Origin of the sequence: Bradyrhizobium sp. ISRA464 (genome assembly GCF_029910095.1) — a bacterium.
Taxonomy (GTDB): Bacteria; Pseudomonadota; Alphaproteobacteria; order Rhizobiales; family Xanthobacteraceae; genus Bradyrhizobium.
The window spans coordinates 3,536,804-3,558,729 of sequence record NZ_CP094526.1 but is presented as its reverse complement, the minus strand read 5'-3'; the positions used below and the strand labels follow the sequence as shown (position 1 = coordinate 3,558,729).

Genomic DNA, 21,926 nt, shown 5'->3' with positions numbered 1-21,926 from the left:
CCTGGGCTCGGTTCCAAGCGGCAGGCCCCGTGGCGACTGTACGGATCGCTTTTGGAACCTGTGCGTTGATGGTTCTGGCCAGAGGCTTGAGGTGCGGGTCGAGCGGCCCGCGGAACGCTAATCAGGCAATCGGAGACGCAATGCTGATCCGCAGGGGGCGGCTTCAACCGACGATCTGGGCGGTCGTCGTTCTGCTTGCGACGGTGACGGCCGCCGACGCCGAGGGCGGTCAGGCGAGCCGCGCGTCGGAATTCACTTTCCTGGTTCAGGTCGCGCTGCTGATCGCGGTCGGGCGCGGCCTCGGCGAATTGATGCAGCGGATCGGCCAGCCCTCCGTCATCGGCGAGCTGCTGGGCGGCCTGCTGCTCGGCCCGTCCCTGTTGGGCTGGGTGTGGCCGTCGGCGCAGGCTGCGATCTTTCCGTCATCCGGCGAGCAAAAGGCGCTGATCGACGGCGTCGCACAGTTCGGTATCCTGCTCTTGTTGCTGCTGACCGGAATGGAGACCGACCTCAAGCTGGTGCGCAAGGTCGGCCGCGCCGCGATGACGATCTCGATCGCGGGCATCGCGGTGCCGTTCGTCTGCGGCTTTGCGCTCGGCCAGGTGCTGCCGCAGAGCCTGCTGCCGCATCCCGAGGCACGGCTGATCGCCTCGCTGTTCCTCGGCACGGCGCTCTCGATCTCATCGGTGAAGATCGTCGCCGTCGTGGTGCGCGAGATGAACTTCATGCGGCGCAATGTCGGCCAGATCATCGTCGCCTCCGCGATCATCGACGACACGATCGGCTGGATCATCATCGCCATCATCTTCAGCCTGGCCTCGCGCGGCAGTCTCGATCTGCTGTCGGTCTCGAAGGCGCTGTTCGGCACCCTCGCCTTCCTCGCGGTCAGCTTCACGATCGGCCGGCGGCTGGTGTTCCGGTTGATCCGCTGGGCCAACGACAATCTGGCGAGCTCGGCCGCGGTGATCACGGTTATCCTGCTGCTGATGAGCGTGATGGCGATGATCACGCATCTGATCGGCGTCCACACCGTGCTCGGCGCCTTCGTCGCCGGCGTGCTGGTTGGGGAATCCCCGATCCTGACCCGGCAGATCGACGAGCGGCTGCGCGGACTGATCTCGAGCCTGTTCATGCCGGTCTTCTTCGGGCTTGCGGGGCTGAGCGCCGATCTGACCGTGCTGAAGGATCCGTCGCTGCTGCTGCTGACCGCGGCGCTGGTGCTGATCGCCAGCATCGGCAAGTTCGGCGGCGCCTTTGTCGGCGGCGCGCTCGGCGGCCTGACGCGGCAGGAATCCTATGCGCTGGCGAGCGGCATGAATGCGCGGGGCTCGACCGAAGTGATCATCGCAACTATCGGACTCCAGGTGGGCGTGCTCAGCCAGACCATGTTCTCGATGATCGTCACTATGGCGATCCTGACCACGATGGCGATGCCGCCGACGCTGCGCGACGCGCTGGCAAGGCTTCCGCTCGGCAAGGAGGAGAAGGAACGGCTGGAGCGCGAGGAATATGAGCAGCGCGGCTTTGTCGCCAATCTCGAGCGGCTGCTGCTCGCGGTCGACGAAAGCATCAACGCCAAGTTCGCGGCGCATCTCGCAGGCCTCCTCGCCGGCGGACGCGGCCTGCCGATCACGGTGCTGCATGTCGGGATGCGCGCCAGGCGGCAGGAGAAGAAGCGCAACGAGAAGGAAAGCCCGGAGACAGCGGTCATCAACGCGGCCAAGGCGAGCGCCGAGGCCGAACCTGACGGCGGCGGCGATGTCGATGTCCTCACCCGCGCGCCGGAGAAGATCGCGGCGGAGGCGATCGCCGAGGAGGCCAAGAAGGGTTTCGACCTGCTCGTGGTCGGCATGGACAAAGTCGCCAGCGGCGACGGCGGGTTCGACAAGCGGATCGACGATCTGACGTCCGGCTTCGACGGTCCGCTCGCGATCGCGGCTGCGAAGGGCGTCCACCGGAAGGAGCCGACCGCCAACGCCCGCAGGATCCTGGTTCCGGTCTCCGGCAGCAATGTCTCGCGCCGCGGCGCCGACGTGGCGATCGCGCTGGCGCGGCTCGGCACGGAGCCCTTACAGGTCATCTATGTCTCGACCACGCGCGACAAGGGTGCGCGCCGGACCGGCGCCAGCATGTCGCTGGCTCGCGAGGAAGCGATCCTGAAGGACATCGCGGCGACCGCCGCGCGCTACGATGTCCGGGTGGCCACGACCTTGCGCGCCAACACGGCGCCCGAAGTGGCGATCCTGCAGCAGATCGCGGCTGTCGGCGCCGATCTCGTCGTCATCGGTGTCGACCGCATCCGGGGCGACAGCCTGGATTTCGGCAGCGTCGCCGCAGCCGTGCTCGCCAAATCCAAGGCGTCGGTGTTGCTGGTGTCGGATGGCGAGGTCAGGCCGAAGGACTGAGGCGCTCTGGGGCGCCCTACCACTCGTCCGGGCAGGGATCGACGATCTTCCAGAGTTCGGGCCCGTTTTTGATCTTCTTCATCTCGGTGGTGAGCCCGCCGTTGCGGCGGATCCAGTCCTTCACCGAGCTGGGGTAGTAGGACATCAGGTCCGAGGTGCCCTCGAGACTGGTGACCTTGATGCCGAAGGTGAAGGCCTTGTCGTAATAGGCCAGGTGGAAGCCGAGGCTCGCCCGCGGCGTGACGCAGATCTTGTTCATCGGCACGATGCCGAACACCAGCGTACAGGCCGAGTTGCAGATGCCGTCGATGATGACGCGCTCGCCGCGGTCGCGGATGCGCTTGTACTTGGCCTTGTACTCCTCGACATAGCCGCCATGGTCACGCGTGATGTGCAAATCGGCCCGCGCAGGCGCGGCGGCCAGGACGAGAAACAGCACGGCAAGGGGCGTGATGCGCATCGAATGTTCGAAACCGAAGTGCCCAAAGAATATCGGCGGAAGGTCGGCCGGAGGCCGGACCTGACCGCAAGACTCTGGCCGGACTGTGTTGGCAATCCGTTAAGCATGCGCAAAAAGGCGAAATTTGGCGCGCTGTGACTGATTTCCCGCAGCTTTTCGCCCGATTTCGGGTTAAATAGATGATGGATCGGCCGAAAATGCCGATTCCAGCGCGATGTCAGGAGGCCGCTAATGACCAGACTGAAGCTTTTCGCCGCCACGGCCATTGCCGTCTTTGCCGTCGCCCCGGCGGTCGCGGCCGACCTCTCCGTTTACCCGCACCACCGGCACCACCATTACCGGCACCACGTCCATCGCGGCCTGCCCTACCACATCAGCTACCTGCACAATTACGGCCCCGGCCTGACGCCCGGCCGCTTTGCCTATTACGACGGCCCCTCCAGCAACAAATGCTATCAGAGCGCGGCCGCCTATATCGGCCAGGACCACCGCCGGCATCCCTGCGAGTGAGATCCGTCCCCTTCACGCGAACCTGTCGCCAGGTCGCCCAAAAACGCGGTCAGCGGCCGCTGGCCGTTTCGGCTCAGGTCTGCTAAGCGACCTCTGGCCAACGCGCTCGTAGCTCAGCTGGATAGAGCATCGGATTTCGATTCCGAGGGTCGGGAGTTCGAATCTCTCCGAGCGCGCCACTTCGGTACAAAACTGGGCACTCCAAAACCTGCCGATTTTTCGCTCGATCCGGCGAAGAGCGTGCGCAGGAGCACGCTTTTCGATCCCATGATGCGAACTTCTTTCGCGTCCACCTCGATGCGCTGGGCCAGGGCGCGAAGATGGTCACGGCGGTAGCCGCCCGACTCGGTCCGCATCCGCCTGCGGGCCTGGCTGGCGAAGGTCTTGAGCGTCTGGGGTGTGATGCTCGGTACGGCTCGATCGAGCGCGCCCTCGGCCCGCTCTGCGTCGGCGCGGGCCTGGTCGCGGACGGACTTCAGCTCGGTCACGCGATCCTTGAGCAGCGGATCGGAGACGTCGGCGATTCCGTTTTCGATGGCGTCGTACAGCCGCTTGAGCTTGGCTTCCGCCTCGGCCGCACGCTTGCGCAGTTCGGCGCTCGGCGCGCTCTTCCCGACGATGCAGGACGGCCGATAGGACTTCCTCGAGACGTGTGGGCTGCAAGAGGCGCTGCTCAATTTGCTCGGCCACCACACTGTCGAGCTTTTCCATGGGAACGGTGCGGCCCTTGCAGCCGGTCTCGCCCTGCCGGGCCTTGGTCGAGCAGGTGTAATATTTGTATCTCCCGCTCTTCCCGGTCCTCAGCGTCATCGCCCCGCCGCAGGCTGCGCAAAAGATGCCGGTAAGGAGGGTCGGCCCGCTGACGATGCGTGGCGCTGTCATTGCGGGGCTCCGCGTCTTGAGCAGCGTCTGCACCGCCTCGAACTCGGCCATGTCGATGATCGGCGGCACCGCCATTTCGACCAACTCAGCCTCCGGTTTGCGCTCGCGCGTCTTCCAATACTTGGTGTTGAAGCGGTGGCGGCCGACATAGGTTGTTCGCGTCAGCACCTTGTGCACGGCATCGACGTCCCAGCGCCCGCCATCGCGCGTTCGGATGCTGGCTTCGTTGAGATGTTTGGCGATCGATTTGACGCCCATTGGCCCCGAAGAGCCGTTCCCCTCGCGCGCCAGGCGGAAGATCAGCGCACGGTTTCGGCTTGGATGGGGTCGATCTCCAGCGTCTTCTTGGTGCGGTGGCCGCGCTGCTCGGCGGCGTTCACGATGCGGTAGCCGATCGGCGGCAACGCACCGTTCCAGAAGCCTTGCCGTGCATTCTCCTTCATCGCCCGCAACGTATGCTTGGCGTTCTCCTTGGACTGGTATTCGTCGAACAGCGCCATGATCTGGCGGATCATGTTGCTCATGGGATCGTCGCCGAGTTCTTGGGTGATCGACACTAGCCGCACGCCATTCTTGGCAAGCTGGCGGACGTAGAACTCAAGCTGGAACTGGTCGCGGAAGAAGCGGCTGAAGCTGTGCACCAGGACAACGTCGAACGCAGATGGCTTGGCGGTCGCCGCGTCGATCATGCGCTGGAACTCCGGCCGCCGATCGTCGGTCGCGGAAGCACCGGGCTCGACATAGTCAGCGATGATCTCCCAGCCGCGCGACGCACAGTAGGCTTTCGCCTGGCGGCGCTGATCCGGGATGGAGAGATCGTTGTCGGCTTGCCGCCCCGTCGAGATTCGGAGATAGAGAGCCGCCCGAACCGTTGCAGCCATGGTGATGCCCCCTTAACCCTTTCAAAACAAATCGTCGAATAGTTCGCCGAACCACGCCTCGAACACGTCGATCTCTGCATCCGTCACCGGCACGTCCTCCGGCCAGTCATCCGCCACCATCCAAGTTATCGAATCGCGCTTCGCCCGTCGTCGGTCACGACGACGGGGCGCCGCCGCGTAGTCGTAGAGATCGTCAAGCGGCGCGTGTTGTCTCCGCGAATCTTGGGAGGAAGCCATGGCGCCACTGTGGCAAGCTTGGCCGATCTACAGAACGGCCGAAGTCTACGCCACGTCCCGCTACAGCGCTGCGATCTCGCACTTCCTCTGCAGCTTTAGCGCAACCGCGCACAGCAAGCCATGATCGCATGGCGACAAAGAGCCGGGCCAGCGGAGCGCAGTCAAGGCCGCAAGCCGGCGGAGCCGGTCGCGCGCAGCGCGAGCCTTGACGGCGCACCGTTGGTCCGGCAGCGGTCTCCCATGCGATCATGGCCCGATACCGTCCCCAGCACGCGCTGGCAAACCGCTACGCTGCGATGGGCGGCGCTCGGGATATTGATTCCAAACGCTTTTTCCGTTGAAGCGGCACTGGGGCGTTTTGCACGGTGCCGTCACAGTGCCATCTAAAACAATGTGCACACAGACACTTACGACCCCCGACGGCACGGAGTGACACCGTCGCTTTTATCTTGCCGTCCCAATTGGTCGAGATCTGCGACCCATCAATCCTAATGACAAGCACGCGGCTCTCGGTCGGAAATGTCGGGTAATCGCCGATAGCGGATGAGAAGGCGGACTTGGCAATATCGACGCGAATGACCCCAAGGCGGACGGTGCCCGTTAGCTTTCCGGTACGCCGGCCCTGCGCAGACCGGTTAGCAGACGTTCGAGACATCGTTCGTCGAAGACCACGTAGTCACGCCGCGCCTGAGCAATGGAAAATCGAGGGTGGTGCTTCTCCAGTTCGACGCGCGCCTGCTCGGCGTTCGCGCGATCGCCGAGATGACCTAGCGACGACGTAATGAGCATCCGTGGCACCCAAGTGTCAAAAGTCTGGATAGCCTGACGGGCGATCTCGATGGCTTTGGCGTACTCACCGAGGTAGAAATGCCCGACTGCAAGAACGTTGAGATATTGCCGTGCGTTTGGCGCGAAGGGGCTCAGACGGATCGCCTGTTCGGCCTCCGCGATGCCCTCAAGACATCGGCCGGACTGAATCAGCAGCCGACCCAGGATCGCATGGGCATGGGCAAAGCTTGGACTAAGCGCGATCGCCCGTTTCACCGCGTCGATCGCGGAATCCGGCTGACGCATGAAGGTCAGCGCCCAGGCGAGCGCAAGATGCGACAGGGGATCGCGATCATCGAGGGTTGCGGCCCGGCGTGCCCGGTCGAAAATGTCCCTTGAATCGTGAACAGCAAAGCAAAAGAAGAGGTCCTCTGCCTGGCTCCAGGCGATCGCCGCATGGGCTGGTGCGAAGTTGGGGTCGAGGCTCAACGATCTTTCGAGCAACTGGCGGGCTTCGACGTTGCCCTCCCGGGTGCGCTTCGCGATCAGCGCCATTCCACGATGGAAGAGCTCCCAGGCACCAAGATTCTCCGGTGGCGTCGCCTTGGTCCGCTCATACTCGGCGCGGCTGAGCTCGGGCTCGATCTGCCCGGCGATCCCCAAGGCGATCTCATCCTGGACAGCGAATATATCGTCCAGCTTGCGGTCGAAGCGCTCCGTCCAGATATGGTTCCCACTGAGGCCGTCGAGGAGTTGAGCCGAAACTCTGACGCGCCCTTCGGCGTTGCGCACGCTGCCTTCCACCACATAGCGCACACCGAGCGTCGCGGCGATCTCACGCAAATCTAGCGGCGCTTGCTTGTATCGCTGTGTTGCGTTGCGCGCGATCACGAAGAACTGACGGATGCGGCTGAGCGCCGCCGTGATGTCCTCGGTGATTCCGTCGGCGAAGAAATCCTGGTCGGGATCGTTCGACATGTTAACGAAAGGCAGGACCGCAATCGAGGGCCGGTCTGGCGGCGCGAGGCTGACAATCGGCGTCTCCCGCGCCAGGTCCGATGACGCAACGCTGTCCAATTGCCCCCGTACCTCGCCGACGAACCGCACACCCTTGCGCGCGACCGTCCGGATCAGGCGTTGTTGATCGCCGTTGTCGCCGATTGCGCGGCGTGCTGCATTGATGCGGCTGATGAGCGTCGATTCGGACACGATCCGTCCGTTCCAGACCGCGAGGAGGAGGTCATCCTTGCTAACGACGCGACCGCGGTTCTCAATCAGATAGACCAACAGATCGAAGACCTGAGGCTGCACCGGCACGGGAGCCAGTCCACGGCGGAGCTCCCGACGCTCCGTGTCCAGGACGCACTGATCGAAGTGAAGGCGCATGCCGCCGCTCTCTAACTTGCCGCTCCGATTGGTATGTCAACGGAATGAGCATGAAAAATCAATAGCGTCTCCATGCGGACCTCTGTCGGCTTGCCTAGGCTTGCTCTCACGCGAATACGCAAAGGTGCAGCCATGAACCAGCAGGTCCAGCTGAACATTATCACGCCCGCCGCCACGCCGACGCCGGACGCCATCATGCAGCTTGGTTTTGCATTTTGGGGCTCGAAAACGCTGTTGAGCGCGATAGAGCTCGGACTGTTCACATTGCTGGCCGACGGGCCGATAAGCGCCGAGGCGTTGACCACGCAGCTCAAGCTGCATCCGCGCAGCGTCCGCGATTTCCTCGATGCACTGGTCGCGCTCGGCCAACTCGAGCGCCACGACGCGCTCTATTCCAATACGCCGGCGGGTGCACTGTTTCTCGATCGCCGCAAGCCGACGTATGTGGGCGGCATGCTCGAAATGGCAAACGCGCGGCTCTATCCATTCTGGGGCTCGCTAACTGAGGGGCTGCGGACCGGCGAGCCGCAGAACGAGGCCAAGCAGGGCCGCGACCTATTCGATGAGATTTACCGGAGCCCGGCAATCCTCGCCGACTTCCTTAAGGCGATGACGGGACTGAGCCTGTGCGCTGCACACGCGATCGTGGACAAATTCCCCTGGGCCGATCACAAGACTTTCGCCGATATCGGTACCGCCCAAGGCGCCCTTGCGGTCGAACTCACCCGCGCGCACACCCATCTCGACGGCATCGGATTCGATCTCCCAGTGGTGAAGCCGCATTTCGAGGCCTACGCGGTGCAGCACGGCCTCTCGTCGCGGCTCTCGTTCCAAGCAGGTGACTTCTTCGCCGACCCGATGCCCTCGGCCGACGTGCTGATCATGGGGCACATCCTGCATGACTGGAGCCTTGAGAAAAAGCGAATGCTGATCCGAAACGCCTACCAGGCGCTCCCTTACGGTGGCGCGCTCATCGTCTACGATCCGATCATCGATGACGAGCGCAGGAAGAATGCGTTCGGGCTCCTGATGAGCCTGAACACGCTGATCGAAACCCGCGAAGGCTTCGATTTCACAGGAGCCGATTGCATCGGTTGGCTCAAGGAGGCGGGCTTTGTCGAAACGCGCGTCGAGCCGCTGGTTGGCCCAGATTCGATGGTGATTGGCATCAAGTGAAGCGCGACCGAGTTTTTCTCCGCTCTCGGCTTATCACGCCATTCCCGGGATTGATCTAAAGGGTCGCTATCGACGGGCAACCGGAAATCGGGAAGACTGCGGCCCATGAGGCGTAGCGAAAGATCGCAGGCCATCGCAGGTTAGTCGGTTGGAGCCGGTAATCGGCTATGGCATCATAGCGCCACGGCGAAGCAATAGTGCCCATCTTCATCGGCCGTGGCGCGCCACCCGGTACGGTCCGTCCTGGACACATCGGCTACGGTTTATTCCGGAGACACGGGTACAGCTTTAGGTCCGAACGTTGTCGATCGGTCCGAGCCTCGCTCACCTGTTCGATTTGGACGTTCTGACCGCACTATGGAGCGCGAGCGGCTTCGTCTTCCAGAGCCATTCGCCTACACTCGATGCAGATAACGGACGCCCTCCGCACGAGCGCGTCCGTCATGTCATCCTTGCTAAGTCGCTGCACCGTTTCAGGCGCAACACGAGACGAGAATGCTAGAAGTTAGGCTCGATGTTGTGCTGGGCGCAAATGAGCCTGGCCTTCATGCTCGTCACATAGGGATCTTTGCTGATCTGGCAAAGCCTGGACGCACCATGGCTCTCCTTGGTGACGACCGGAGAGCCTCCCTTGAGCAAGGACTCCATTGGGAAGCGGTAAAGATCACCGGTGCCGCGTTCAACATAAGCGCCCGGTTCGCTGAGGTCTTCCCAATCAATTTCCAGGAGTTTGACGCGATGGGCCGACTCAATTGAGTTTTCTTGCTTGGCCATAGCAGAACCCTCCATGTTCGAGTGTTCCTGCCCTCCAGAGGGCCTCAGCGCCCGTCTGGTCCTGCGAGGCTACCTCAACGACGCAAAAAGAGAAGCGAGAAATAAGGAAATGGTAAGTTCCTCCCGCTGCCGTGCGTGCCGCCAAAGGCAACGCAACGCGAGATAGGCCGCCGCGTCAGGCTGCAAGCGCCGCGGGAGGCGGGCCCACGAGGCGCAGTGCAAAATCGCAGGCCATCGCAGTATCGCGAATTGGGCCGCATGGCGGGCTGCTCCGTCATCGCGCTACTGCGAATGAATAGTGCCCATCTTCATCGGCCGTGGCGCGCCAACATCGTCAGTTCCCAGTCAGCGCGCGTCTCGTCGAATTTCAGGATGTACAACGCCCCGTCGCGGCCTCGGACTTTAACGTAGCGGTAGTCCGGCCCGTACCATTGATCGAGCGCTTCGACGACGTCGATCCGACGGTTATCGAAATGAAGCGCCCGCATCATCGGTGTGCCGTCGTCATCAGGATGGATCTCGACTTGAACGCGCATGGTTTGCGCTCCAATGAGGGTGGCGCTGGATGCCGCGGCAAGCAGCGAACCGGGTCAGCGCTCCGACGGTGGAGCCGACCTCGCATTGGCTTGCATGGGGGCGCGCGCATAGCGCTCCGGGATAACGATCGAGGGATCGGCTGGGTCCAGCGCGTCGTGTGTGACCACCGTGCCCACGAGTGCGGTCGTGGCAAGATCGAACTCGGTCTTCCGCGGGGAGGCAAGCGAGGCCTGCACACGCGTGCGGTAGAATACGTAGGTCGCAAGCAGCGCCTGGACTATCGCGGTAAACAGGAATAGCGCGCGCGGTCCTTCCGCGGACATGAAGGTGGCGGCAATGAGAGGCCCGACCACCGAACCGAGGCCGTTGGTGAGCAGGATCGTAGCGGCGATCGGTACGACATCACTCGCGGGGGTCTTGTCATAGGCGTGGGCAGCGGCAAGCGAATAGCCGGGCAGAGCAAGTGCACCGAAGAGAATGCCGAACAGCAGCAGCGTCGTTCCAGACGCGGAGATCAGCCACGAGGCGACGCCCGCGGCGGCGGCTCCGATCAAGAGAACAAGCAGCACCCGGCGGCGATCGACGCGGTCGGACAGATGGCCCACCGGCCACTGAACGATCGCTCCTGCCAGCACCGCCGTACTCATGAACAGCGCCGCCTGATTGATGCTGAGGCCGCTGCCGGCGGCCGATAGCGGCGCGAGCCCCCAAAATGCACCGTTGGCAGCGCCAATCATGAAACTTGCCACAAGCGCGACCGGCGCCGCGCGATAGAGCTGTTCGACGCGAAAGCTGACGATGGTAAGCGGTGCTGGTTGCGCCGCGCGGGTCAGTGCCACCGGAACAATAGCCAAGGAGGAAAGCATGGCGGCCACCATGAAGTTCCCGGCCTCGGTGATCGGATAGAGCGTCACCAAAGCCTGACCAAGTGTAATGGCGCCATAATTGACCACCACATAAGCCGACAGCACGAGCCCGCGAGTCTCGTTGGAGGCGCGATCGTTGAGCCAGCTCTCGACCACCAGGTAGAGACCGGCGAGGCAGAGGCCGGTTACGCCGCGGAACGCGATCCAGGCCGCGACCACCGGCACGAGTGCGTAGGCAAGCGCCACGGCAGCCGCCACCGCCACCATTGCTGTAAAGGCGCGAATGTGTCCTGCGCGCAGGATCAGATAAGGCGCGAGCAGACAGCCGCTGACGAAGCCGACATAATAGGCAGAACTGATGACGCCGAGTGCAAGATCGTCAAAACCTTCCGCGCTGCCGCGCAACGGCAGCAAGGTGAATTGCAGGCCACTGCCTGCCAGCAGGAACGCGAGCCCCAGGAGCAACGACACGATCGGGCGCAAGGTCTTCGGCATCCAGATCGACCCAACAGTCATCGGCGTCCAGATTCATTGAATCCACAATGTGTTGACAAGACAGATAGACGGCAAAAGTTGCGTACCAATTCAGAGACGTTTCCGGCGGGATCGCTCTCGGACTCTTAGTCTCGAAGGCTAAAGTCGCGCGTTCGAATCCTGATTGTCGCCCGGAGCGGCTGCGCCGTGTCAAAGATCTTCGCCGACATTCCTATTGGAGCGCCTCTCCGGATAAGGTGTCATGGTGGAATGGCGAAGCAGTAGTGCCCATCTTCATCGGCCGTGGCGCGCCATTTCAATACAAAACCGTCAGTACAAAATCGGGCACTCCAACACCTGCCGTTTTTGCGCTTGACCCAGCGACGAGCGTGCGCAGGAACAAGTTTTTCGAGCCCATGATGCGAACTTCTTTCGCATCGACTTCCACGCGCTGGGCGAGCCCGCGGAGGTGGTCGCGACGGTAACCGCCCGCCTCGGTCCGCATGCGTGGCCTGCCAGGCCCTGGAACGCCCGCATGCTTGCGTTCCAAGGTCCGGCCAGCAATTTGCCCTCCTGAGTCCTATCCTCACTAGATCAGAGGTCTGACGGCTTACCTCAAGCACGCGGCTATCGACGGTCTGCATCCCTTCCGGGGCCGATATGCAACACCTTGCCGTCACGAAGATTGTGCGCGGCAAATTCAAATTCCAGGGCCATCGCCTGTGACGAGATACCGGCTATCTCGCCCACCGTCATAATCACCGCGATCAGTGCTCTCACCATTGTCACGGTCGTCACGCGCGGGTCGGTCACGGGGTGCTCGCGCAGGATGAGCTTGATCAGCTTGCGAGCGAGGTCAGCGACTTCTTTGTTTGTTGGCTCTGTCATCGCTGTCGTCTCCTTCTTTTTCTTTTTGAAACGAGCCGCGCCTTGGCAAGAACGATGCCAAGACACCGCTTCGAGCGCTAGCGCGCAGGCTCTCAAATTCCACTGACGTGGGGTGAACGCTTGCCGAGCCTGCGTCGCGATCATGAGGCGCTGGCAAGCGCGATTCCCCGGCGATGACGGCCGACACACTTGCGAGGCCAGTGTCTGAGGGCGTGCGCCACCCGTCACCACCGAGGGATGTTCAGCCTGAGACTGATTTGCTGGAACAGCAACACGCGTGAGTGTTTTGGTTGTGCATCAATTATGATGCAATCGCGGCACTGGAACCGATCGCGTTGACACAATCTGCACTTTCAAAAACCGCTGGTTGTAATTTCACGGCTGTTGGCGCTGGTATGCCGATCGCTCGGTTCCCGGCCGAAATGCCAAGGCTTGGATCACTGCGATCCTCAAGGATGGCGCCGCGCCAGGTTCAAGTTCAAAGCCTTGTCCAGATTGCTGGCCTTTTCCAGCGCGGCTGCGCTCGGCAAGAGGGCCGACGCGAGGTCGGCCTCGGTGAAATCGGCGCCTGCGAGATTGGTGTTGGACAAGTCGGCTCCCGCAAGGTCGGCATGGTTGAGATTGCAATTCGCCAGATTGGCGTTCTGCAGCTGGGCGAATTCGAGATCGACGCGCGAGAGATTGGCGCCGCTCAGGTCCGCATTTGTGAGATCGGCGGATTTGAGCACGCCGCGCATCAGGCCCATCGATTGGTTGCGCATATCAGCGCTCAAATCGGCGCCGGTGAGCTTGGCCCCGATCAAGCTGGCACCGGAAAAATCCGCGGTGATGCGGGTGCCGTTCAAATCGGCGCTGTCGAGCTTCGCGCGTTGCATCTGCGTGCCGAGCAGTGATGCGTGGACAAGGGACGCCCCGGTCAAATCCGCGTCGATCAGCCAGGCCTGGTTGAGGATGGCACGATCGAAGCGTGCGCCTTTCAGGCTGGTCCGGTTGAGCTTGACGAGGCGAAGATTGCTGCCGGAAAAGTCGAGCCCTGAGAGATCGAGGTGAGACAGCCGCTTTCCTTGCAAATCCGCAGAGCGCTGGCCCGCGGGGTCCTGAGGCGCCGCCTTGAGAAGCGCCTCGACCTCGGCGCGCGTCATCTCCGCTGTCGACATTTCGGGGCTGTTGAGGTCGACGTTGCTCAGCATGCCCTGCGACGCGGCGTCCATGGGATCGAGCAGCAGCGCCGTCATCGACACAAGCGCAAATGCGAAACGAAACAGCATCGCCGTCCCTCCGCTTTCCGATAATCCGGCATTGTCGCCTGCATTTCGCTTGGTCGCAGCGTCAGCTTGGCTGGTCGCGGTGGGCCGCCGGACTATGCAAGAGTATGAAACCGGATCATGCTCCTGGCAATGCCGTGACCACCCCATCGAGAATCTTCATTCGCCGCGGCGCGCCAGCTCCGTCAAGACCAGCGGACGAAACCATTTTCCTGGGCCCGCGAAGTCAGCCTGAAACAAATCCGGCGCAGCTTACCCGCATTGCACCAAAGGGATTGGGATCATGTGGGACTTCATCAACGCAATGTATCGGGAATATTGTCTGGCTCGCCTGCAGGAGATGCGGAAACTCGAGCACGTCATCTGATCGGGCCGGTATGAAGAACGACCATCCTTTGCGCGGCGCCATCCTCGCGGCCCTGGCGATCGCAGCGGTGGTGTGGGCGACGATTGGCCCCGCGCCGGCGCACAAAACGGTTTTGAATCGTCAGGCGATAGCTCAGCGCTAGGCGGCCGACGTGATCAGCCCGACCCTCATGTCCTTCGCCACGTAGACGCAGGCGCCGTCGGCAAGCACGCGGCCGTCGGCAATTCCGAGCACCAGCCGGCCGCGCTTGACCTGGCGCATGTCGACCTCGTAGCGAACATGCCTGACGTCGGGCGTGATGTGCCCCCTGAACTTCACCTCGCCGACGCCCAGCGCCCGGCCCCTGCCTGGCGAGCCCGACCATCCCAGCCAATAGCCGATCATCTGCCACATCGCGTCCAGCCCGAGGCATCCCGGCATTACCGGGTCATTGGCAAAGTGACAATCGAAGAACCAGAGGCTCGGCGAGATGTCCAATTCGCCGACGATGCGGCCCTTGCCGAATTCGCCGCCGTCGACGCTGATCTCGGTGATGCGGTCCATCATCAGCATCGGCGGTGCCGGCAACTGCGCATTGCCCGGGCCGAAATAGCCGCCTTCGCTCGATCTGAGAAGATCTTCCTTGCTGTAGGACGATTGCGGTGCGTGAAAGTCGTGCGGGTTGGGCAAAACGAGACCTTTCGTGATGTTGCCGGCTGAACGTCAGGCGCCCCTGCTCCGGGCGTCCGTCTCCACGGGCAGGCGCAGCGCCGCGGCGATGAAGACCCAGATGTCGTTGGTCAGTTTGTCCGGATCGGGTCGCGGCTCGCGCGTCAGGCTGCCGACCAGTGCCTGGCGAATGCCGCCGATCATCAGCGCGATGGTGAGTTGCGGATCGATGTCGCCGGGTACGATGCCGTCGCGCTGCGCCGCCTCGAGCATGAGCGCGCCCGCCGCGAGTTGCTTGGCGGTGAAGGCGGTCTCGACATCCACCACTTCAGGCGCGCGGCTCAGCGTCCCGATGACGAGAGGGGCAAACGGGTGCGCGTAATGAAACGCGATATAGGCACGGATCCGCGCCCGCTCCCGCGCCGCCCAGCTTTCCGTAGGCAGCCTCGCGCCGCTGAACACCGCCCCATCGAGGCGGTTGTAGAAGTCTTCGACAACGGCTGCGATCAAACCGGCCTTCGATCCGAAGTGATGATAGGCGAGCCCGACCGAGACGCGCGCCCGCGTCGCGACGGCCTGCATCTCCAGGTGCCCATGGCCGCGAATGAGTTCCTCTTGAGCCGCGCCGATCAGCCTCTCTCGCGTCCCCATACCGGTCACGGCCTTGCCTGATCTCCGCTATTGAATTGAATTCAATTCAGCGTAACCTCCAAGAAATGTCAAGGACGAGGGTCACGCCCGGGCGGCCATGCCCTGCAGAAGCGCGAGGGGGCTTCGTTGGCCCGATGCTCGGGCACGAACAGATGATCGTGATAGAACGCCGACACCGCATTCACGCTGATGTCGGCATGCGCGAGGCGAGCCGAGACCGCGGCCAGAAACCCGACCGCGTCAAGCGAGGAATGCACGGTCAAGGTCAAAAGGCGCGAGGCGAACTGGTAGCGCAGCCCGGCGCGTTCGGCCTCCTCTCGTCGGATCACCAGGGTGGTTGCTTCCTGTTCGCGAAATGTCAGCAGCGGCCTGATGCCGACGGGTACGTCTTCGTCGGCTGCAATCGTGCAAAACACGAAAATGCCGTCCTGCAGTTCGGGCTTCATGCCCCGCAGCAACGTATCCAGATTGCGTTCGCCGGCCACCGCGCATCCTCTTCGAGAGATGCGGCTTATTCTACCCGCGGGTGATGCCGGCGCCACAATGACGACAGAGGCGGCATTGCGCTGGTCCGTCCCGGCGCGCTGCGTCTCCGGACTGTTTTCAGTTGCTCGGGATCTTGCGGCGGACCGCCTCCACGCCGCCATCGGTGACGCGGTACTTTCGTCCCATCGCGCTCTCCGGGACGATCCATCCCTTCTCGATCATCCCCGCGATGGTGCTCGGGCCGACGCCGGCGGGAAACGGGCGACGATTCCGGATCGCGTCGATCGCCACGCGTTCGAGATGCGTCGCGACATGCGACGGGCGCGCCCGGTAGGCTTTCGCGACGATGAGGACAGATAGAACTTCCGCGCGGCGGCGCACGGCTGAGGGGCTGCGAGTCAGCTCGTTGCTGATCTCAAGGGCATTCCTGCCGGCCTTGGCGAGCTCCCTGAGCTTGTCGTCCTCATCAGAGGTCCAGCGCCGTACGCTCCCCATTTGCCCCTCTTCGCCTGGATACGCCGTATCTGCAACCGATGCATACGCAGGCGAAGCTGATTTGCCATGTGACTTTCGCCACCTCTTGATGTGACGATCGGCACTGTCTGCAATGGAGACCTGGGCGTCGACCTGACGACGGGCCGCAGCATCGGCCCGCGAACGGCGCACTCAAGCAACCGATCGCGGCGCCATGTGATGCAGCGCTCAGTGCTTGCTGGGCTCGAGAGTGATCAGCACGCCGGTCGGCTCCGGCTCGTGCGGCCGGAGACTCGTGAGCTCCGGATCGCTCCATTCGGCGAGGCTTACGACTTCACCGGTCTGCCCCTGCATATCGGGCGCTTCGGCAGGTTCGAGAACCTTGAGGCCACTTCTGTCGACGAAGAACGTGTGATCGCCGAACACGCTGTTCAGTTGCGCGACGGCCGGGTGATCCTCGGGGAGCACCTGGGCGTCGAGTTGCGTCATCGTTTGTTTCACTTGTGCGGAACTCAGCTTCATGTGCTGCTCCTCTTTTTTCGTGGCTTCGGGCTGGCTGGTTTTTCCCCATTTTGCCCTCTTCCTCAGGGGTCACGGAGTTACGAACCGATCCCGCATCGAAATGTTCCCGCGCGCGACGCAATGACCACGTCTAACCACAGGTTCCTCGAAACCTAAGCCGCTGTTAATTTCCGCAGGTCGCGTGACGGCAACGCGCGCTAGGTCGCCAATGGCGACGCTTCTGCTTGCGCGGGCCCCTTCTCCGCCGGTCGCAGATGAATGAGGGCATCAAGCACCAGGACGAGGACAGAACGACGCTCGTCGTCGACCAGTTCCGTCCTGAAGATCACGACGGCGTCGCGCCGCTCCGGCCTGATGGTGATCTTCTGGATCTGCGATTGGCCGGTCAGTGTGGTTCCCGGACGAACCGGACGAGGCAACCGAATCTCAAGGCTTCGTCCGACGATGCCGGCAACTTTCGCCCAGATCGCCTCGACGACGAGACGTTGATAGATCGCGATGGTGTTGAAGCCGCTTGCGATCAGGCCGCCGAACGGGCCGGCAGCGGCCGCGACGGGGTCGGCGTGGATCGGCACGGGGTCATACTTCCGGGCGAAGTCCAGTATCTCCGCCTCATCGATCGTGTAGGCGCCGAGCTGAAATGTCTGGCCCTCGATGAGATCTTCCGCGTACAGCATTGCGCGCCTCCTCGTTTCGGCTGCGACGATAGACCAATGCCGACGGCTTTCCATTACCTGGCAGGTCATGAATCGCTGTCGCGCGCGCCGATCGACCTCGCGAAAGACGCGCGAAGTGGATCGCACGTCCCACCTGGCGCCAACGCTATTGCAACCGCACCGCCCTCGCCTTCGCGGCCTTGACGGTATTCTCCATCAGGCAGGCGATCGTCATCGGTCCGACGCCGCGCGGCACCGGCGTGATCGCGCCGGCGACCTGCACCGCTTCATCGAAGGTCACGTCGCCGCGCACCTCATAGCCGCCCTCCGGCTTTTCCACGCGGGTGGTGCCGACATCGATCACGATGGCTTGCGGCTTGATCCAGTCGCCTCGGACCAGCCCCGCCTTCCCCACCGCGCTCACCAGGACGTCGGCCTGGCGGCAGATGTTGCTGATCCCGCGGGTGTGGATATGCGTCTGCGTCACAGTCGCGTGCTCCTGCAGCAGCAGCGCGGCCATCGGCTTGCCGACGATGTTGGAGCTTCCGATCACCACGGCATGGCAGCCGGTGAGATCGCGTTGGATCGACTTGATCAGGCGCAGGCAGCCGAGCGGCGTGCACGGCACCAGCGCATCGTCACCGTGGAACAGACGGCCCGCATTCAGGGCGTGCAGGCCGTCGACATCCTTGGAGGGATCGACCGCGGCCACGACGCGCAAGGTGTCGATATGCGACGGCAGCGGCAGTTGGACAAGGATACCGTCGATATCGTCGCGCGCGTTGAGGGTTTCGATCCGGGCGAGCAGATCGGCCTCGCCGGCGTCGTGCGGCAGGAATTCGACCTCGCCGCGCAAGCCAAGCCGCTCGGCCATCCTGATCTTGCTTTGGACGTAGATATGGCTGGCCGGGTCGTCGCCGACCAGGACCACGGCGAGCCCCGGCACGCGGGGCAGCCGCTCAAGTTCGCCTGCAATGCTGTCGATGACAATCCGGGCATGCGCGTGCCCATCGAGAATGTTCGCCGTCATGGCACCTCCGTTTCGAAGCGGTGCCCAGGCGCGCGGCGTTCAGCCTCTGCGCTCCCCGATGGTCATCCATCCAAGCGCCAGTCGCGCAGATCGCCGGCTTATAGTCGGCTGCTCCGGAGAAGGCAATGGCGGCAAGCCTTCGCAGACCGCGGCGCCACGCCGAAGGCGGCCCCGCCCGGCTCGCGCGCAGAGGGGCGCAGCCAGCCCGGCCCCTCTTCCCGGTGGAAGCCATAGCGGGAGCTCAAGTCGGGGGTAGGATTTGGGCGGAACTTGCGATAGTCACGGCACACCCGGCTTTTCCGATCCCGGGCGCCTTCCTCTGGTCACCACGCCATTTCGGACATTTTCAACATGAGACATATCATCCTCGCGCTGGCGCTCCTGTACCCGGCTGCCGCGCTCGCCCAGGGTACCACCGCGCCGCCGGCCGATGAGGCCAAGCCAGCCGCCTCGCAGCCGCCGATGGTCGGCGACAAGCCGCTGGTCCAGATCGGCAAGAAGCACGCCGCCAAGAAGGGCGAGAAGGCCGCTCCCGGCAAGCCGCAATCGGTCGCGGTGAAGCTGCAGGCCTGCCAGGACATCGACGACGGCACCAAGGACCGGCTGAACTGCTATGATGAGATCTTCAAGCCGCAGCCGAAGCCGAAAGCTGCTCCCGCCAAGGGCGTCAACGAGTGCCGCTTCTTGAAGGAAGAGGACGAACGTCTGGCCTGCTACAACGGCTTCGCCGACAAGATTCCACGCCTGCCGCGCTAATTCCATTCGCCGCCGCAGGCGGCGGGCGGGCGGAGTGCGATTGGGAGCTTGATGAGCGGCCGTCGACCGGCGGCGCGGCTCAGGTTCCGGCTATGCCGGTCGGCGCGCTACCAGGTGCCGAAGCCGCCAAAGAAACCGCGCGGCTGCTGCTGGGCCATCCGGAACGGCTGGAACATGCCCGGCTGGGCCATTCGGGCCTGCTGGAACTGGCTCGGCGCGCGGGCCCTGGCGATCCGGCGCTTCTTCGGCGCGTGCGGCTGGGCCTGCGCGTGCTGCTCCAGCGGCTTGGCCTCCGCCGCCGGTTGGCCCTTGGCATCGTTCTTGGCTTGCGCGGGCACGAACTGGGCAAAGGAATCACGAACGCGCGAACCGGCCGACCCTGGAATCGCGCGCGGAGTGGCTGCGGCAACCGCATTCACCTGCGGCGGAACGATGGTGGGCAGGTTGGTGTCATACACCACCCGCTCCGGCAATTTCTGGGTCGACCTGATGCGGACCATGCTCTTGTCGAAGCCCGGCGACGACAAGCCGTTGCTTGCGGCAATGTCATCCTGCGGCACGAGCGCGTTGACGACGAATAGCAGCGCGAGCAGAACTCCGCCGACAAACAGGAAGTAACGCGCCACTGGCATCTTGATAGCTCCCCCCGCGCAACGCGCGCGGTTCAACTCGCCTTGCCACGACGACATCTGTCATCGCGCACCGAACTCATCGTTTGCGCATGATCACTCGGAAAACCGCCGTCGCGCTGCCGGGTCATGGTCCAAACGGGCAAGCTAATAGTTAGTTCCTTACTGCCCCTGATGGTTCACCCGGGGCGGTCACTTTTTCGGCATGAGGATCTAGAGGCGGCTCGCGGTTACGACCGAACACTTCGCCTTGCTTGCATTAATATTTATGAACCCGATCAACATGTGGGAATAGGTCTTCCGGCTCCTCATGGCGATGGTGCCGGGAATGACGCGCGTGCGCTCGGTCAGGGGGCTGCCGTCACGGCGGATGAAGGCGCAGGCGATCTCGACATCCTTCACCGCGAAATCGTTGGCATTGCGCAGCGTCAGGGTGACGAGCGCCTTCGAGCCAAGCCCGCCACGGCGGAAGGACTGCGATGCGATCCGCAGCCCGTCGAGGGGTGACTTTTGGGCTGCAGGCTCCGACGGCTTGGCTTCTTGCGTTGTCTGCGGAGCCGTGGCGACCCCGACCGTCGCAGGCTCACCCGGTGGCGCGGTCGCGACCGATCGAGAAGGGATCGCAGCCGCCTGAGCTGACTGCGCCTCGCTTGTCTGCGCCGGGGTCTGTGCGTTTTGTGTCGTGACCACGATTGCGGAGGACGAGGACCCCTCGTCGTCTCCAGCGTCGCTCGGCTCCGGGAGCATTAACCATGCGGCGATCCCGGCAACGACAATCACCGAAAGCGCCAGGCTTGCGCAAATACCAGTTGTACCGAAATGATCAGCGCCCGCATTCCGAAACGACGCCAGGCCGATCCGCATCGTCGTGCCCTCACCCCGCTGGCCACGCCAGACAGCGCCCTCCCGCACAGCCTCAGAGGCTGCCGCGGAAGGGCGCCACTGCCGAGACAATCGCCGATATCCGAAATGGTTTCATTCCGGGACGGCGATATTGCGGCAGGCATCGCGCCGGGATGGAATTGCCTTCGGCCGGTCGCTAGATTTGCGCCGCCTCAGAAACAACGCCCGCAGCACAAGCGGCGCAAGAACAAGCAAGGAGATCGCAATGCCGACCGTGACCTGGGACCACATCCACCTGCGCAGCCCGGATCCCGAGGCGACCGCCATTTGGCTTCGCGACATCCTCGGCGGCGAGATTATCCGCGGACCGGGCCGTATCGACGTCCAGCTCGGCGGCGCCAAGGTATTCATCGCGGAGGTGGCTCCGGGAGACGGCGTCAACGCTCCGCCGGTGACGCCGTATCAGGGACTCGATCATTTCGGCTTGACGGTGAAGGACATCGACGCAGTCGCCGCCGAGATCAAGGCCAAGGGCGTCGAATTCACGAAGGAGCCGACCACGATCCGTCCCGGCGTGCGCATCTGCTTCATCCGCGGCCCGCAGGGCATCTCGATCGAGCTGCTCGAGCGCGACAAGAAATACGTGTGAGCCGACCGCCGCGCTCGCAAAACCGGGGCGACCTTTCCTACCCCCGTCACCCTGAAGGAGCGCGAAGCGCGTCTCGAAGCGTCGACGGCCACCAGCCGGGCCGCGTCCATCCTTCGAGGCGCGCTGCGCTCGCACCTGCAGGATGACGCGGATCGAGATCGGGTGTGACTTCGTTCCGCTACGTCATGCTGCCGGGCATGAAGCAGCGGATCGTGATACCCATGTAACTGCGGATCGGCCAGACCATGGCGCGGCCGGCGCGGTTGGGCTCGGTGATCACGGCTTCATCCGGCACGTCGATCCATTGGCCATCGAGACGAACGCGGTAATGTCCATCCTTGGATTCCCAATCGACGTCGCTGATGGCGGTGCCATCGGCATCCGAACAGCACGGGCCCTTCCCGCTGCGCAAGCCATCAAACCATTGCTTGAGCGGCGAATTGGCGTAGCGGCCATCGGGATCGCGCGCCTGCGCGACATGCGCAGTGGCTACCGACAGGAGCGTCACAAGGCCAAGGCACCGTAACGTCGCGACACGGCCCGCGCGATGACGGGCCGAAGTTCCTTGGACATTGCCTGGGCGCGCCAAAGGGCCGCCAGCTTCAATCCAGTCTGTCATGTGTTTCTTGCTCCAGCACTTACCTGCCAGTGCTACCAGAGCTATGCATTTCGCGGGCCAGTCCGATCGCGCGCACGGTCCGCTGTC

At 63.4% G+C, this 21,926-nt stretch carries 26 protein-coding genes, 1 tRNA gene and 1 riboswitch; of the genes, 7 read left to right on the top strand and 20 right to left on the bottom strand.

The window, feature by feature from the left end; all coding sequences use genetic code 11:
• The first annotated feature begins 140 nt into the window (after positions 1 to 140).
• Complete coding sequence (locus MTX19_RS16665) at positions 141 to 2,405, top strand: cation:proton antiporter (RefSeq protein WP_280984465.1); 2,265 nt, start codon at positions 141 to 143, stop codon at positions 2,403 to 2,405.
• A gap of 16 nt (positions 2,406 to 2,421) precedes the next feature.
• Here MTX19_RS16665 and MTX19_RS16660 read toward each other — a convergent pair whose 3' ends face one another.
• Complete coding sequence (locus MTX19_RS16660) at positions 2,422 to 2,865, bottom strand: hypothetical protein (protein ID WP_280984464.1); 444 nt, start codon at positions 2,863 to 2,865, stop codon at positions 2,422 to 2,424.
• A 231-nt stretch (positions 2,866 to 3,096) separates the two neighbouring features.
• On the opposite strand from MTX19_RS16660, the gene MTX19_RS16655 reads away from it, so the two are divergent.
• Together MTX19_RS16655 and MTX19_RS16650 are read left to right on the top strand one after the other, a co-directional pair.
• Positions 3,097 to 3,375 (top strand): hypothetical protein, encoded by a 279-nt coding sequence (locus tag MTX19_RS16655; protein ID WP_280984463.1) that lies wholly within the window; start codon positions 3,097 to 3,099, stop codon positions 3,373 to 3,375.
• Positions 3,376 to 3,477: 102 nt separating this feature from the next.
• A tRNA-Arg gene (locus MTX19_RS16650) sits at positions 3,478 to 3,554 on the top strand.
• Between the two features lie 145 nt (positions 3,555 to 3,699).
• On the opposite strand, the gene MTX19_RS39280 is transcribed toward MTX19_RS16650, so the two are convergent.
• From MTX19_RS39280 to MTX19_RS16640, 3 genes are all read right to left on the bottom strand, one after another.
• Positions 3,700 to 4,515 carry a recombinase family protein gene (locus MTX19_RS39280; protein ID WP_348638301.1) on the bottom strand — a complete coding sequence of 272 codons (816 nt, stop codon included), beginning with the start codon at positions 4,513 to 4,515 and terminating at the stop codon, positions 3,700 to 3,702.
• A 41-nt stretch (positions 4,516 to 4,556) separates the two neighbouring features.
• Positions 4,557 to 5,138 (bottom strand): recombinase family protein, encoded by a 582-nt coding sequence (locus tag MTX19_RS39275; protein ID WP_348638300.1) that lies wholly within the window; start codon positions 5,136 to 5,138, stop codon positions 4,557 to 4,559.
• 837 nt (positions 5,139 to 5,975) lie between these two features.
• Positions 5,976 to 7,529: a winged helix-turn-helix domain-containing protein gene (locus MTX19_RS16640; protein ID WP_280986062.1), complete on the bottom strand. Its 1,554-nt coding sequence runs from the start codon at positions 7,527 to 7,529 to the stop codon at positions 5,976 to 5,978.
• A 132-nt stretch (positions 7,530 to 7,661) separates the two neighbouring features.
• Between MTX19_RS16640 and MTX19_RS16635 the strand changes: the two genes are divergently transcribed.
• Positions 7,662 to 8,705 carry a methyltransferase gene (locus tag MTX19_RS16635; protein WP_280984461.1) on the top strand — a complete coding sequence of 348 codons (1,044 nt, stop codon included), beginning with the start codon at positions 7,662 to 7,664 and terminating at the stop codon, positions 8,703 to 8,705.
• 498 nt (positions 8,706 to 9,203) lie between these two features.
• Here MTX19_RS16635 and MTX19_RS16630 read toward each other — a convergent pair whose 3' ends face one another.
• The 6 genes from MTX19_RS16630 to MTX19_RS16605 all read right to left on the bottom strand — a co-directional run bounded on the left by MTX19_RS16630 (position 9,204) and on the right by MTX19_RS16605 (position 13,512).
• Positions 9,204 to 9,479: a hypothetical protein gene (locus MTX19_RS16630; RefSeq protein WP_063701733.1), complete on the bottom strand. Its 276-nt coding sequence runs from the start codon at positions 9,477 to 9,479 to the stop codon at positions 9,204 to 9,206.
• Positions 9,480 to 9,787: 308 nt separating this feature from the next.
• On the bottom strand, positions 9,788 to 10,015 hold the full coding sequence (locus MTX19_RS16625) for a hypothetical protein (protein ID WP_280984460.1): 228 nt from the start codon (positions 10,013 to 10,015) through the stop codon (positions 9,788 to 9,790).
• A 54-nt stretch (positions 10,016 to 10,069) separates the two neighbouring features.
• Positions 10,070 to 11,398 (bottom strand): MFS transporter, encoded by a 1,329-nt coding sequence (locus MTX19_RS16620; protein WP_280984459.1) that lies wholly within the window; start codon positions 11,396 to 11,398, stop codon positions 10,070 to 10,072.
• A 274-nt stretch (positions 11,399 to 11,672) separates the two neighbouring features.
• Positions 11,673 to 11,861: a hypothetical protein gene (locus MTX19_RS16615; RefSeq protein ID WP_280984458.1), complete on the bottom strand. Its 189-nt coding sequence runs from the start codon at positions 11,859 to 11,861 to the stop codon at positions 11,673 to 11,675.
• Between the two features lie 122 nt (positions 11,862 to 11,983).
• Positions 11,984 to 12,388 (bottom strand): hypothetical protein, encoded by a 405-nt coding sequence (locus MTX19_RS16610; protein ID WP_280984457.1) that lies wholly within the window; start codon positions 12,386 to 12,388, stop codon positions 11,984 to 11,986.
• A 305-nt stretch (positions 12,389 to 12,693) separates the two neighbouring features.
• A complete protein-coding gene (locus MTX19_RS16605) occupies positions 12,694 to 13,512 on the bottom strand; it encodes a pentapeptide repeat-containing protein (RefSeq protein WP_280984456.1) in 819 nt (272 codons plus the stop codon).
• Between the two features lie 374 nt (positions 13,513 to 13,886).
• Here MTX19_RS16605 and MTX19_RS16600 point away from each other — a divergent pair, with 374 nt between their 5' ends.
• Positions 13,887 to 14,018, top strand: a complete 132-nt coding sequence (locus MTX19_RS16600; RefSeq protein ID WP_280984455.1) for a hypothetical protein — start codon at positions 13,887 to 13,889, stop codon at positions 14,016 to 14,018.
• Here the strand turns inward: MTX19_RS16600 and fabA are convergent.
• From fabA to MTX19_RS16565, 7 genes are all read right to left on the bottom strand, one after another.
• On the bottom strand, positions 14,015 to 14,545 hold the full coding sequence (fabA, locus tag MTX19_RS16595) for a bifunctional 3-hydroxydecanoyl-ACP dehydratase/trans-2-decenoyl-ACP isomerase (RefSeq protein WP_280984454.1): 531 nt from the start codon (positions 14,543 to 14,545) through the stop codon (positions 14,015 to 14,017). The two genes, MTX19_RS16600 and fabA, sit on opposite strands and share 4 nt — an antisense overlap.
• A gap of 33 nt (positions 14,546 to 14,578) precedes the next feature.
• A complete protein-coding gene (locus MTX19_RS16590) occupies positions 14,579 to 15,175 on the bottom strand; it encodes a TetR/AcrR family transcriptional regulator (protein ID WP_280984813.1) in 597 nt (198 codons plus the stop codon).
• 68 nt (positions 15,176 to 15,243) lie between these two features.
• A complete protein-coding gene (locus MTX19_RS16585) occupies positions 15,244 to 15,660 on the bottom strand; it encodes an ACT domain-containing protein (protein ID WP_280984453.1) in 417 nt (138 codons plus the stop codon).
• 118 nt (positions 15,661 to 15,778) lie between these two features.
• Entirely contained in the window at positions 15,779 to 16,156 is a 378-nt protein-coding gene (locus MTX19_RS16580) for a hypothetical protein (RefSeq protein WP_280984452.1), read from the bottom strand.
• Positions 16,157 to 16,363: 207 nt separating this feature from the next.
• Complete coding sequence (locus MTX19_RS16575) at positions 16,364 to 16,657, bottom strand: hypothetical protein (protein ID WP_280977419.1); 294 nt, start codon at positions 16,655 to 16,657, stop codon at positions 16,364 to 16,366.
• 197 nt (positions 16,658 to 16,854) lie between these two features.
• Positions 16,855 to 17,334, bottom strand: a complete 480-nt coding sequence (locus MTX19_RS16570) for a MaoC/PaaZ C-terminal domain-containing protein (protein WP_280984451.1) — start codon at positions 17,332 to 17,334, stop codon at positions 16,855 to 16,857.
• Positions 17,335 to 17,479: 145 nt separating this feature from the next.
• The gene (locus MTX19_RS16565; protein WP_280984450.1) at positions 17,480 to 18,343 is read right to left on the bottom strand and encodes a tetrahydrofolate dehydrogenase/cyclohydrolase catalytic domain-containing protein; all 864 of its coding nucleotides are present in this window, start codon (positions 18,341 to 18,343) and stop codon (positions 17,480 to 17,482) included.
• A 15-nt stretch (positions 18,344 to 18,358) separates the two neighbouring features.
• Positions 18,359 to 18,438: riboswitch (ZMP/ZTP riboswitch) on the bottom strand.
• 256 nt (positions 18,439 to 18,694) lie between these two features.
• On the opposite strand from MTX19_RS16565, the gene MTX19_RS16560 reads away from it, so the two are divergent.
• Positions 18,695 to 19,099 carry a hypothetical protein gene (locus MTX19_RS16560; RefSeq protein WP_280984449.1) on the top strand — a complete coding sequence of 135 codons (405 nt, stop codon included), beginning with the start codon at positions 18,695 to 18,697 and terminating at the stop codon, positions 19,097 to 19,099.
• A 107-nt stretch (positions 19,100 to 19,206) separates the two neighbouring features.
• Here MTX19_RS16560 and MTX19_RS16555 read toward each other — a convergent pair whose 3' ends face one another.
• Positions 19,207 to 19,731 (bottom strand): hypothetical protein, encoded by a 525-nt coding sequence (locus tag MTX19_RS16555; protein WP_280984448.1) that lies wholly within the window; start codon positions 19,729 to 19,731, stop codon positions 19,207 to 19,209.
• 210 nt (positions 19,732 to 19,941) lie between these two features.
• Entirely contained in the window at positions 19,942 to 20,475 is a 534-nt protein-coding gene (locus MTX19_RS16550) for a hypothetical protein (RefSeq protein WP_280984447.1), read from the bottom strand.
• Positions 20,476 to 20,836: 361 nt separating this feature from the next.
• Between MTX19_RS16550 and MTX19_RS16545 the strand changes: the two genes are divergently transcribed.
• Entirely contained in the window at positions 20,837 to 21,220 is a 384-nt protein-coding gene (locus MTX19_RS16545) for a VOC family protein (RefSeq protein WP_280977412.1), read from the top strand.
• A gap of 178 nt (positions 21,221 to 21,398) precedes the next feature.
• Here MTX19_RS16545 and MTX19_RS16540 read toward each other — a convergent pair whose 3' ends face one another.
• The gene (locus MTX19_RS16540) at positions 21,399 to 21,839 is read right to left on the bottom strand and encodes a hypothetical protein (RefSeq protein ID WP_280984446.1); all 441 of its coding nucleotides are present in this window, start codon (positions 21,837 to 21,839) and stop codon (positions 21,399 to 21,401) included.
• Positions 21,840 to 21,926 lie beyond the last annotated feature (87 nt).